The 13,031-nt window shown below is 49.4% G+C and carries 9 protein-coding genes; 2 read left to right on the top strand and 7 right to left on the bottom strand.

What is annotated here, in order from left to right; all coding sequences use genetic code 11:
- Positions 1-68: 68 nt before the first annotated feature.
- Both PRUTH_RS00955 and PRUTH_RS00950 read right to left on the bottom strand, forming a co-directional pair.
- On the bottom strand, positions 69-2,063 hold the full coding sequence (locus tag PRUTH_RS00955) for an alpha-amylase (protein WP_235419807.1): 1,995 nt from the start codon (positions 2,061-2,063) through the stop codon (positions 69-71).
- Between the two features lie 118 nt (positions 2,064-2,181).
- A complete protein-coding gene (locus PRUTH_RS00950; protein ID WP_045980664.1) occupies positions 2,182-2,877 on the bottom strand; it encodes a tRNA1(Val) (adenine(37)-N6)-methyltransferase in 696 nt (231 codons plus the stop codon).
- A gap of 68 nt (positions 2,878-2,945) precedes the next feature.
- Here PRUTH_RS00950 and srmB point away from each other — a divergent pair, with 68 nt between their 5' ends.
- The gene (gene srmB / locus PRUTH_RS00945; RefSeq protein ID WP_045980670.1) at positions 2,946-4,181 is read left to right on the top strand and encodes an ATP-dependent RNA helicase SrmB; all 1,236 of its coding nucleotides are present in this window, start codon (positions 2,946-2,948) and stop codon (positions 4,179-4,181) included.
- Between the two features lie 36 nt (positions 4,182-4,217).
- On the opposite strand, the gene PRUTH_RS00940 is transcribed toward srmB, so the two are convergent.
- On the bottom strand, positions 4,218-5,687 hold the full coding sequence (locus PRUTH_RS00940; protein WP_151172309.1) for an alkaline phosphatase D family protein: 1,470 nt from the start codon (positions 5,685-5,687) through the stop codon (positions 4,218-4,220).
- Between the two features lie 105 nt (positions 5,688-5,792).
- Positions 5,793-8,669: a M16 family metallopeptidase gene (locus PRUTH_RS00935; protein WP_151172308.1), complete on the bottom strand. Its 2,877-nt coding sequence runs from the start codon at positions 8,667-8,669 to the stop codon at positions 5,793-5,795.
- A gap of 260 nt (positions 8,670-8,929) precedes the next feature.
- On the opposite strand from PRUTH_RS00935, the gene PRUTH_RS00930 reads away from it, so the two are divergent.
- Positions 8,930-9,886, top strand: a complete 957-nt coding sequence (locus PRUTH_RS00930; RefSeq protein ID WP_053910646.1) for a methylenetetrahydrofolate reductase — start codon at positions 8,930-8,932, stop codon at positions 9,884-9,886.
- Between the two features lie 102 nt (positions 9,887-9,988).
- On the opposite strand, the gene PRUTH_RS00925 is transcribed toward PRUTH_RS00930, so the two are convergent.
- From PRUTH_RS00925 to PRUTH_RS00915, 3 genes are read right to left on the bottom strand one after another with little or no spacing between them, the layout of a single operon-like run.
- Entirely contained in the window at positions 9,989-10,309 is a 321-nt protein-coding gene (locus tag PRUTH_RS00925) for a YdbL family probable chaperone protein (protein ID WP_022944727.1), read from the bottom strand.
- A gap of 8 nt (positions 10,310-10,317) precedes the next feature.
- A complete protein-coding gene (locus tag PRUTH_RS00920; RefSeq protein WP_022944728.1) occupies positions 10,318-10,503 on the bottom strand; it encodes a YnbE family lipoprotein in 186 nt (61 codons plus the stop codon).
- A 4-nt stretch (positions 10,504-10,507) separates the two neighbouring features.
- Positions 10,508-12,955 (bottom strand): intermembrane phospholipid transport YdbH family protein, encoded by a 2,448-nt coding sequence (locus PRUTH_RS00915; protein WP_151172307.1) that lies wholly within the window; start codon positions 12,953-12,955, stop codon positions 10,508-10,510.
- Between the last annotated feature and the right edge of the window lie 76 nt (positions 12,956-13,031).

Here is a 13,031-nt window from a genome sequence, read left to right as displayed (position 1 = left end):
CAGGAACAAAGCATTACCACTAACCCAAGTCAGGGTGATTTATCCGCTCCTGACTTGGGTAATAAAGGCTAAAAACTTTGTATGAGTGCGGTATCGCTATTGAATTCAAAGGTGTTTATTTTGCCACATTGTGCAAAATGATTTGCGCTCGCATAAGGGCTATTCGGCTGGTTAATATCTCCCTCCCAGCCTTGGCCATTGCGCACAAAGGCTTTAATTTCAAACCAGCCATTTACCGCGCGGCTGCAATCCATCTCAACATCCAGCATCCAATAATGCGGCCCCCACGTATTAAGCGCTGTCACTCCATAACCATCAACAATCACGGTGCGTTCAGTGCCCCAGTCGCTGGGCCAAAGGTCGGTGGTCCAGTCGGTCGCACTGCCGGGAGCATCACTGCTTTGCCCCGCCTCAGTACCATACCAATCAAGGTAGTTATCATTGATTTTCCACGGCGCTGTGGTGGTATTCCGTAGGTTGTTGTGACGAATAGGCATGGCACATTGGTAGTTACTAGTTTGGCAATCGCGCCCTTGTGTGGTGTTGGCATAGTGGTGGTCAATGCCGCCGCGTAGAAATAGATCCTCGCCGCTTGCGGTGGCTGCCTTGATAAAGATCACCGTACGCTGCCAGTCACCGTCATCGACGGCAGGTAATTTGGCTTGATGATGAATAGCCATCGCATCCCAAGGGGCCACATCAAGGTTAATAGTGCCATCGGATTGTACGGTAATGACCTCAGCGCTACAGCGACTGCCATCTTCACTCAGCGTACCTTTAAGTACATTGCAATAGCGTCCTGGAGCCATGTCAGTGGCGATCGTCGCCTGCAACGCGAACTCTTCCTTATTAATGGCCACATGCCCGGCATCCGCCCGGCCAAAGGCTATTTGGTTATTGCCATTATCCCACCACTGCGTCACTTGCCAGTGCTCGGTGGTGTTATTGCGAAAATCCACGCCACCGGCGATATAAGACCACCGGTGTTCGCACTGCCAGTTGCTGCCAAAGCATTCTAACTCGCCGTTATTATGCACCGGCACACTGGGCCCGCCAGCATCGGTATCGCCGTGATAGTCATAACTCGACATCACCTTAGGGTAACCATAGGGATAGGCAAGCATAAATACGTTCGCTAAATCATATAAACGGCCATCGGCATAGGTGATTACATTACCGCCCCCACCGTGACCACGCTGGTTGTCGTGATTATCGACGAACACCACTGCTGAGGAGCTCGGCATAAACCCCCACCCTTCACCAAAATTACTCAACCAGGCGAGTTTGCCATTGCGAAAGGTGTTGCCAAGCTCGGTGCTGTATTTAAATTCGGTGACCAAGCCTGTGGCCAGATATTCCGAAGCGCTGACAGCTTCACCGCCTTGATCAATCACCTCTTGGAATACCACCGGGTTGCCTACCACCTTGCTCATCAAGCTGGCAATATCATCTGCTGCAACATGTTTCGCAGCATCAAAACGAAACCCTTTCACCCCTAGGCTTTGCAGTGAGTTAATGTAATTGGCTAAGGTGTTTTGCACATACTCGGCATCGGTGTCTAGGTCCGCGAGGCCCACCAATTCACAATGCTGCACGCGCCAACGGTCATTGCCATAATCTTCAGGATTGATAGCGCAGCTAGTATGGAAGTCTTGTGGGCTGTAATCTGGGAAATATTTATCCCCATAGCTGTGTCCTGCCGTGCCAACACCACTGCCCGCCGCCATGTGATTAATCAGGGTATCAACATAGATATCCACGCCGGCCTCGCCACAACGCTGGACCATATCAATGAACTCGCTGCGATTGCCACCGCGACTGGAGAGCTCATAACTGACCGGTTGGTAGCGAGTCCACCATTGGCTGCCTTGGATATGCTCATTGGGCGGTGACACCTGCACGGCAGCGTAGCCTTTGGGGCCTAAGAACTGCTCACATTCTTGAGCGATGTCCGACCAACTCCATTCAAACAAGTGAACAAAGGTGGTCGGGGCGGCATGACTTGTCGTCGGGATTGCAAGACCTAACGAGAGGCTCGCAGCGAGGAGGGTTTTAGTTGTCATAGTGTGTCTCATTTTCGTTATTAGCCTGCGCTTAATTTACAAAAATTTAACACTAGACTGAGCGCATCACTGTGGCAATTGAATACGTATTCATTACCGAAACAAGAGCGCTGAAAAATCAAAAACGCAGGTAAAAATCCTGACACAATGCGCGATACTCGGCGCTGTAATCATCGCCTTGATGAATCACCAACTCGCTATAATGGCAATCACTTGGCTGCCAACTCCACTGCATTAAACAGCGCGTTACGGCTTTAGTGGCGGTGGTTTTCACCCGACAACAACGGCGTAAATATCCCCCTTGTTGCAGCACCAATTGGTGCAATTGCTCGGCGCCAGATAGTGGCAAAATCACCGCCAATTCAGTCTGGCTGTGGCTGGCTCGCTGCCACACACCCAGTAGTTCACTAAAAGGTAAACTATCGGTATGACGCGCCAACGTGCGTTTGTCGCTGCCGGCTTTAAGGGCATTATCGAAATACGGTGGATTACTGATCACTAAATCAACCGCTTGCTCGGGCGTGAAGGTATTAGCATCACAGCGGCTTATAGCCACCTCAGGCCAGGGGCTCGCAGCAACATTAAGCTGCGCTTGAGTGCAAGCATCCGGTTCAATATCAATGCCGTGCACACACGCGTCGGGCGCCCGCTGCTTAGCCATTAACGCCAGTAGCCCTGTGCCCGTGCCCACATCCAATATACGCCGCGCCTGGCTGACATCGGCCCACGCACCGAGCAAGATGCCATCGGTTGAGACCTTCATGGCGACGTTGTCTTGTGCGATGGAGAAGCGTTTAAAGTTAAATCCTGCCACTTTTGCCCTTTGTGTTTGTGTATGTGCCACGTATAATTAACGCAATTGTCCTTCATTTTGACTCCTTTATGCAATTTGCCGATTTTGATCTTGATGCCGCGCTTTTAAAAGCCATTGATGCCATGGGCTTTAGCAAAGCCACCAGCATCCAACAGCTCGCCATCCCAGAGGCCCTTGATGGTCGCGACGTACTTGCGGGTGCACCAACGGGCACAGGGAAAACGGCAGCGTTCTTGATCCCTGCAATTCAATACTTACTCGACCACCCGCGTCGTAACCCAGGTTTCGCTCGCGTGCTGATCATGGCACCAACGCGCGAACTTGCTTACCAAGTCCATGAGCAGTGTGAAAAGCTCGCAGCCCACACGCACCTAAAAATTGGCGTGGTGACCGGCGGCATCAACTACGGCAGTCATAAAGAAATCTTTGAAAAGAACAACGATGTGCTGATTGCCACTCCTGGACGGTTAATGGAGTATTTGGATACCGAAAACTTCCACGCCGAGGATGTGGAAATGTTGATCCTCGATGAAGCCGATCGCATGCTAGATATGGGCTTTCGCAAAGAAATGCTGCGCATCTGTGAGGAAGCCAAAAACCGACGCCAATGTCTGCTATTTTCGGCCACCTTGGAAGGCGAAGCAGTAGAAAAGTTCTCCGAGCGAATCCTTAATGAGCCCGCTAAACTTGAAGCTTCACCCTCGCGTCGCGAGCGCGGCAAGATCTTACAATGGGTTCACTTGGCCGATGATTACGAGCACAAGTTGGCACTACTGACCCATCTATTGAAACAAAGTGATGTGGAAAAGGCCGTGGTGTTTGTGAAAACCCGCGAGCGTTTAGAAAAGTTAGTGGGCGAGCTTTATACTAATGATATAAAAACCACATGGCTACGTGGCGAGATGCCACAGGATAAACGCATGGCAGCCATGGCTAGCTTTCACAGTGGTCGCACTAATATTTTGGTGGCCACAGATGTCGCCGCACGCGGCATTGATGTCAGCGATATCAGCCATGTCATCAACTTTGATATGCCACGCACGGCCGATGTATACGTGCACCGCATTGGCCGCACGGCCCGTGCAGGTAAAAAAGGCACCGCTATTTCCTTGGTTGAGGCCCATGATGTGGCCATGGTTGGCAAAATAGAGCGTTATACCGATCAAGTACTGAAACGGCGCAAAATAAAGGGCTTAGAGCCACAACATAAAGAGCCTAAGTTGCCACCGAAAAAGAAAAAAGATCCGGCCAAGATCAAAGCCAAGCGCAAAAAAGCCAAGGCTAAAATCAAAGCCAAAAAGTAGTTAAAAAAGGCCTCCCTAAAGAGGCCTTTTTACTCTCTAGTTAATGGGATAACTCGGCTTATCTTTGCCTTCAATGAGCCAGTTGACCCATAGTTTGCCGTCATCACCTTGGCACATGGACACAAAATTACGAGCGCGAATGTACTTTGCTGAGCCAAATGGGCGCAGCATGGAAGCCGTAATTTGCTCCCCTTCATCAATGTATTCCAAATCGTCATTGGTGATCGCACAAATCCCGAGCCACTGCATAAAGGTCGGCGCCGGGTGCATAATCCCCGAGGACACCACTTGGTGAATTTTCACCACGCCTTGAGATTGTGGCGCCCTGATCACTCCCAGAGCCCCCACATGCACATCCCCCGACAGCAACACGGTTTTGCCTTGACGTTGCTTGGCATTATCAATGAGTCGCATAATTAAACGAGCGCGCTCCCCTTCATGCTCTTTTGCCCGCCAATGATCTTTTAAATCATCAGTCAGCTCTTCTTGCCAAGGGGTGGCATCAACCGCACGCTCAGCGAAAGAGAAATCACGATAGACCACAGGCACAGCAGTCATCACCAACAAATCTCCTTGTTGGCATTGGCTATCGAGGTAATCGGTCACATGAGCCCAACAATTATCCGACATCACCTGGCTTAAACTGCGCTCAGAGCGGTTATCCAGGGCCAAAATATGGTAATCGCGAAATCTCAGCGCAAATGAAAAGTCACAACCTTGTTCACCGGCAAGTAAACCGTGGTTATCGCTGCCGCGTAATTGTAACAAAGTGAACACCTCACGGGCCGCCTCATAGATACACTGATACACGGGGCAGCTCTGCAAATCATCAGGGTAACTCCCCCAGCCATCGAAAATATCATGATCATCCCACATCATTAACGATGGCACTGAAGCCAGCATCGCCGCCATTGGCGCTTTATTCCAGCGAGCTAAATACAGTTGGCTATAAAATCGCGTCACTTGGTTGCGCATCTCTTTGCTAACTTGGCGCGTTATTTTCTGCTCTTTATCAAGTTCATTCCAACGCTGTAATGTGGGGACTTGGGACCATATGGAGTCGGCGTAAACCTGATCGCCTCCCATTAACAGCAGCGAAAATGGCGCCTGCTGGTGTTGTGCATGCATTTCACGCCATAAATAGTAAGGTTTTTCTGTGGCATTCATCATCTTATAATCGGAAAAACCATTACATGAGGCATAGGCTAAGCGCGGTTTTTCTCCCTGCTCAGGCACGTAAAATGTCCACAGCTGTTGACCTTGTTGGTCTGCGGCGTCCTCGCCGTTGATAGTAATGCGGTAATCCAGGTAACCTGTGGTTTCAAGTTCGATACGGGCTTTCCATACCTTCCCCGCACTTAGGGAACCGATTTCAACCGCCTCTAAGTTCTGCCCTTCCACCGCAACATGACATTGCTGCACATTGTTATCGGTCACAAAGACAAAGGTATACAGGGTATCTGATTCAAGGCCAAGAATAGGCCCCAATAATAGCTTGGCTGACATTATGTCCCTCCATGGCATACAAATGAGTTGTCGCTCATAACCATAGCAGAAACACAGCAATAAAAAAGCCGCTCATCAACAGCGGCTTTTCGTGCAGATTAATGCTTATTCAAAGACGGTGTCGACCGCCAACACCTCTATATTCTCAGCGGGAATACGCAAAGGGTAGCTTTGGATTTGCTTGTCTTCGTCAAGCAGCGATTGCGGTTTCTCAGTGTTGTACTGCAGCGGTGATTCCTGCTCCGAGGCCAGTCGTTGCTGCATATCGGCGCCATCTCCAGTAACAAACACATAGTGCATATTGTCGCTTTGTAGATTCTCACTGATCACCCGATTTACATCTTCGACGCTTAGGCTACTGAGCTGCTCACGTACATAGTCGACAAAGTTATCGGTGTCGTAAAAGCGACTATCTAGGGCATAGCCTAGCTGTCGGTCTTGGCTGGCTACCAGTTGCGGCACATAGTTACTTAAGAAGTTTCGCGTTGCTGCAAAGTCCGCTTCGCTCATGCCATTGGCAATGAGTTTATCGAGCTCGAATAAAGCGGTGCGAGTAGCAAAGTGAGCATCGTTATTTGAGCGCAGCGGCCTTAGCCATACCTGGAAGATTTGCTCAGAGCGCCCTAGGTTAGCATCTGGTTTAGTTTGGAACATACCACGAGGGAAGTACTCGATGTAGGCATAGTCGCCATAGTTCATCCCCCGAACCTGACGAATACGCTGGAATAACTGAGCGTTCGAGTTACGGTGCTCACCTAAGTATGAACGCACTAACCATAATGCTGTCCAGTCTTTGTGCGAGCGCGTGGTATCAATAGGGAAGCCAAACGACACTGCCGTTGATTTTGCCGACTTTTCGACAATAGTAGCGTAACGCCCGTCAAGGGCTGGAGCGTCAGGCACATTAAGGCGGCGTTGCTCACCTTTTGGTAAGCCCTGTAGGTCCGTTAACAGCTGCGTTTTCAGCTCTTCTGGCATGGCTCCCGTAATACCCAAGTGCAGTTTACTTTGGGTCAGCTGTTGCTGATAAAAGGCCCGCACATCCGCTAAGGTAATATTCTCCAGATCAGATAAGTCGCCGTAATTATAACTTTCATAAGGATGGCCTTGATACAGCTTGCTATACAGTACCTCCTTGCCCAGCTCCTCATCGTTAGACGCTTTTAAGCCTGATTTAATGCTATCGACAAGCTCCTTTTGCAACCGCTGGAAGTCGTCTTCGCGAAATCCTGGGTTTAGCAATTGCTCGCTCACCAAGGCATACCATTTGTCAGCATTGTCTTTGTGAATACGGCCACGAAACGACATCATTTCTTTGTCAATTTGATAGCTAAAGCTCCCCGCCATGGGGTATAAAGCCTTTTGAATATCTTTATAGCTTTGTGACTCACTGCCGCCTTTGGCAATCATTGCCGCAGTCAGAGCCGCCAAACCTTTTTTGCCCTCTGGGTCGGCAGCCGCGCCGGTGTAGAATAACCAGTTAACATCCACCAGCGGTGAACTATTCGTGTTATCGAGCACGGTGAAATGGCGCTCGGTAGGTTTATTTTGATGCTCAGCGACTAAAGCATCAAGGCGCACCTCGTTGGCAAAGCCTGCGACCGACTCACTAGCCGACATCGTCACCGTGGTACGATTACTATCGACAAAGTATTTATTCGCCATGGTGCGAATATCTTCGGCACTAATATTATCGGCAGTGGCATACAAGGTGTTGATCACCTCAGGGTCACGCTCGAAATGCATGTACCGCGCAAGGGTTGAGGCGATGCTTTGTGATGAATCTAAGCTATTAATAAAGCTATACTTTTGGTGCGATTTCAAGGCTTGTAGCCGGCTTTCATCGACCAACTCTGTACGTGCCTTGGCATAAGTGCGGTTGATAGCATCGCGCACGGTAGTGAGGTGCTGCTCATCATCCACCTTCACAAACACATGCATCAAGCCTGGGTCTTTGGTTTCCGGGTTGTAAGTGAACATTTGGCTGGCAATTTGTTTATCAACAACCAACTCTTGATACAAATCTGAGTTCTCAGAAAAGTATAGTTGTGAGAGCAAATCAAGCGCCGCGCGGTCTTTTTTCTGCGGCTGCCACGCTGCACCTTTGTATGACACTAATAACCAGTGCCCGGGTAGCCCTTCGTATTGCTCATGCACATAACGAGGCGCCTGTTGTTGCGGTTCAACAGGAATATCGGCTTGATAATCCCCTTGCTGCCAATTGCCCCAGTGCTTTTTCACCATCGCAATGGTCGCTTGCGGGTCAACATCACCGACAATCACCAAAGAAACATATTCCGGCTTATAAAAGCGCTCGAAAAAGGTTTGCCCATATTCACTTTGGTCCGGCATGGCTTCAATGTCGGCAAAAAAGCCCATAGTGGTGTGTTTATAGGTATGCTTATCAAAGGCCTCATTACGCACCGCCGCTAATAACTTACGGATTGGACTGGCATTATTCTTTAAGTATTCGCCTTTGACGGTCAGCGCTTCGGTACGGAATTGCTCTTCACTGTAACTCAAGTTTTGGAAGATATCCGCTTCAATTTCTAGCACCTTATCGAGGTGCTCTTTGGAGAAGTTAAGGTGATAATTGGTGTAATCGTTCGTGGTGTAAGCGCGATTATCGACCCCAGAATTTTTCAAGATATCTGCATACACGTGTGCAGGAAATTTCTCAGAGCCTTTGAACATCATGTGTTCAAAGAAGTGTGCAAAGCCGGTTTTTCCTGGTTCCACCTCATTACGTGAGCCTACGGACACCGGGATTTGTAATGACACGACATCGGGGTAGTCTGTTTTCACCACCATGACTCGCAGACCATTATCAAGCTCTTCAAGTACATAGTCTTGGGAGAACACCGCTTGTGACTGTGGCGCGGCCTCAGCAGCCGTTGGGGTGCTGGTCGTCGTTTGCGTGCTTTGGCAACCGCCAAGAGTGAGCGCGAAGGCGACACCTGTCGCTAATAGAGAAAGTTTCATCTTCAACCTTGATGTTTTGTTGTTTTTTAGCTTCCTCATTATGCAATAAATCACATCGCAAACGCACCTTAGGGGTGTCACTTTGCTGTAAACAAATATGTCAGCCACGACATAATGGGTATAACGGTCAGATCATGATGAGTAACGCTTTAACTTGAAGCAAATTCACTCGAGTTGAGTAAGTTTCATTATAAAAAGCTGTTTAGACGTCTAAATGGCTGTTATAGTTGTTTCATTGTCAATTGCTGGGAATGAGAACCATGGCTTTATCACTGCGAGAAAAAATAGAGGACCCCCGTCAGGGCGTGTATTTAATTGGCACTACGCCACCTAAAGCAGATACCGATGAAGTCGCTATGCGCGCAATTGCCGAAAAGTTGCTTGGCCGTTTACACGAAATTGAATATGACGGTGTGGTGGTTTATGACATTCAGGATGAGAGCAGCCGCATCAGTACGCCGCGCCCCTTCCCATTCAAACACACCATTGATCCACGTGATTATGGCCAGTTATTGCGGCGCTTATCACGCGCCGATGTGATCACCTATAAAAGTGTGGCTCAGCGCAATCAGGATGAATTTAATCAATGGCTTGATAGCACCGCCAATGACCATGATTTAAATAACTTAGTCTTAGTCGGAAGTCCGTCGTCACAAGGGGATATCAAGCTAAGCTTAAATGATGCCTACACCCAGATTGCCGCCCATCACCAAGACTTCTTTTTAGGTGGCGTGACCATTGCCGAGCGCCATGCCAATAAGCGTAATGAACATGAGCGCTTACTGACCAAAACGGCGCAAGGGTGTCAGTTTTTTATCTCTCAGGCGGTTTACGATGCGCAAGCGACCATTGATCTAATCACCAGTTATGCCCGCAGCTGCCGCCAGCAAGGGCTCTCACCACAGCGTATTATTCTGACCTTCACCCCTTGTGGCGGTGAAAAAACGCTGGATTTTATGCAGTGGTTGGGGATTTCCGTGCCAGAGGCAACTAAGTGGCGCATGCTTGATGCCGAAAACACCTTGAGTGAGTCGGTGCGCATCTGCCGCGAAAACTTAGATTTGATCTTACGTAGCTGCGCACATCTGGATGTGCCGCTGGGGTTGAATATCGAGTCACTGACGAACCGCAAGCAGGAAATCGATGCATCCATCAACCTGTATCGTTTGCTTAAAGCCACCATGGAGCTGAGCTTGGCAGAACGACAAATCGCCTAGTTTACCTTTCTTTTGCCCGCCCAGTGCTATACCTACTGATAGCGCTGGGCATTTTGAGCGGCAAAAAGTGCAGCGCCATACTGCACTGTGCTCACCCTAGTGTTACTTTTTGCGCCACTGGCCGTCGACTTTAACCATATGCCCTGCGGTCGTTTTTTCGATAGCTTTGGCGCCTGCTAACGCCTCCACTTGGCTCAAACTGATACCATTTTTCTTCGCCAATGATAAATACTTGGCTTTACGCTTAGCGTTAATCTCGGCAATTAGCTTTTGCGCCTCACTGTTATTTTGTACTAAGGCTAAATAGCCGTTGCTGGTTTCGCCGACGATACCTTGCGCCTTAGCTTGGTCTAAAGTTAGCGCCCAGGCACTGAAGGCCAACATGGCGGCACTGACTAACATACTCCATTTAACTAGTTTCATAACCCCTCCTAGAAAAGCTCGCTGTCATCGCTGAATAATTCGTCGAGTTCTTTATCCACTTTGACGCGGATCTCATGATCGACTTTGACATTTAGGTTGATGGTGATTGGCTCTTTACTCTCTACCTCAACCTTATGGGTGCATCCCATTAAAGTTAACATAGCGACCACCGCCACCAGCGATAGTTTGCTCATTCGCTTACTCCTTCGCTTGATACTCTTGCTCCACTTTCTTAGTGATTTCATCACTTAAGCGCAGCGCCTTAAATAGGGTATAGATATTTTCTTGATGATTATAGTTAAAATTTACAGCTTGCTGGTGCTCGGGGTTTTCCCCTTTTAATTGCATCGCCATGGTTAACCAACCATCGGTTTTTAAATCAACATCGGCGTTGATGCTGTTGATATCTAAGTTTTCCAACATGCCCAACATCGGCCCAAGCTCTTCCTGCTGTGCTTTCACCGCATCGAAGGCGGCGTTATCTTTAATCGTCAATTTACCCGGAGCTTGCGAATAAATACGGCCATTTTCGACACTGACTCCCTGCTCCTCTAACCGTATTGGTAGTTTTGCTGCCAATACCCCTGTGATCTCAATACCCTGCTGTGGCTCTAGCGCCAGTAGGCTTTGGGCATTAATTTGTGCTACCTCAACTAAGGTGGGAGCACGGCGCTTCGTTAGTCCCGTCACATAAAGTTTATCCAGCGACAAAGTGCCACCTAACACCTCAGCCTGCACCTCTTTGAGGTAGGCATCTTGGTCATAACCCCAGAGCCCTTGCACCTGTGACAACACCGGTCCAGCGCGTAGTTGGGAAATAGTAAAGCTAGTATCATCGAGCTGAAGTTGCCCTGAATTCCACTGTCCTTGCGGCGACGTATCGATATTTTCAGCTAAGTAACTCTGATAAAGCACGCTGGCGTCGTCCACCTCTAGCTGCCATTGCATACGCTGAAGGCGCGCATCACCGTGCAGTTGAGCGCTGAGTGTGCCGGCGGTCAGTGACAACTCAGGGGCCAATTGGCTGGCAATGGCTTGCAATGAAGGCAAAGGCGTCGGCGGCAATACCACGGTGATAGGAAAAGCCGTTTCTTGCCAGCTGTGCTTAGCCAAAGCTTGCGCCTGCTGCCATGAGATAAGGTGCTCACCATCAATGCTGCGAGCAATATCAACTCGACTATCGACACTGAGCTCACTTAATCTCAGCTGTGCAGAATCTAGTTGCCCAATACGGCTTTGCACCTCAACCTGCGCGCTGCGCCGCCCTGCCCCCAAGTCAGCCTGTACCTGATAACTTTGCTCGACATCAAGGAGTTTAATATCAGCACTCGCCGCAACAGCAGCAACGGTCTCTAAGCGCGCTGAAATCGAGTTATCTGCGCTGATAGTGGCATCAACAGTAACCGCTACCTGTTCGCCAGAATAAGGCGCCATTGTTAACTGTGCGGTTTTCAGTTGCCCATGCAGCGCAGTAGCCCCAGCAAAGTTATGGTCGAACTCGCCAGTGGCGCTTACGGAGGCAACATGCACGTTTTCACCCACCGGCGCAGCTACCTGACCTTTAAAGGCGCCGCTAATGCGCTGCTCAGTTGCCTGTCCCGAAACACTAAGCCGCCCTAACGACTGGGTTTCTAGCTGTAAAGCATACTCGGCAGCCACCTGTGCTGTGCGCCAATTGGCACGCGGCGCCTCTAAGCGGACACCCACTTTAGTCTGTTCGCTGTTATGCGTAAGCAGCACTTGCGTTAGCTCCACCTCGCTTTTATCTATACTCACCCTTGGTTCGGCCAACGTTAGCTGCCATGACCCCTTGAGCAGCTCTGGGAAGTAGGGTTTTAGGCTGGCTTGATAGTCACATTGACCCTGCGCTCGCAATTGCGTTGTCAGTGCACTGGTGTCTAAGCTAAAGCGACGCATGTTGTTAGAACGTACCTCGATGCGGCCCTGGCTACTCACCTGCACCGGGCAAGGCGTATGTTGCCAAGTAGCTTGGCTGGCAATAGTGATCTGGTTATCAATTCGGTTTCCGTAATAGCGCCCTTGTATTTGTAGCTCCGGCAATGCCCACTGAGAGATATTAAAGCGCATGAGTGATGGCTCGGCCACAGCCATAAGCTGGGCTCTTAAGGCTTGATTGGCATGCAGTTCATAGTCGATATGCTGCGAGGTTATGGCGATATCACCGGCTATATCACCATTTAACACCCACTGATTGAGTTGCGGCTCACTTACCGTCATACGCACAGGCGCAGTGGCATAAGGCGTGTACACGAAAAGGGATTCAACAGTTACCAACGGACGACTGTCTGTCAGCGGCAAATTAAGCGCCTGAGGTTTACCAGTATCACTGGATGATTGAGTTTGTTGCTTAGCCAGAGTTAAAGCTGCTTTTTCAATATCGATGTGCTGCGGTGTGATTCGCGCCTGCTTAATAACAAGCCGATGCTGCCGATAACCTAGACATAACTTATTGACTGTGATTGTGGTCAGCCCACTCCCCCATTGCCAATCAGCACAGGTTAACTCTGCTTCATCGGCATCAAGGTAATGTTTCGCTACCATAAAGGTGAGCTCGATGCGAAATAAGTAGGCGGTAGCTAGAGTGAGCCCTATCACTGCTAATCCAATCAACAGTTTGCGCAGCATAGTTTTCCTTAAAGCGGCAAATGGTAGGTGATCATTTTAAAAGTTTCTCATGAAGCGAAGCTGATTGGAACACATC

The organism is Pseudoalteromonas ruthenica (assembly GCF_008808095.1).
GTDB lineage: Bacteria > Pseudomonadota > Gammaproteobacteria > Enterobacterales > Alteromonadaceae > Pseudoalteromonas > Pseudoalteromonas ruthenica.
This window is presented reverse-complemented; position numbering and strand designations above follow the sequence as displayed.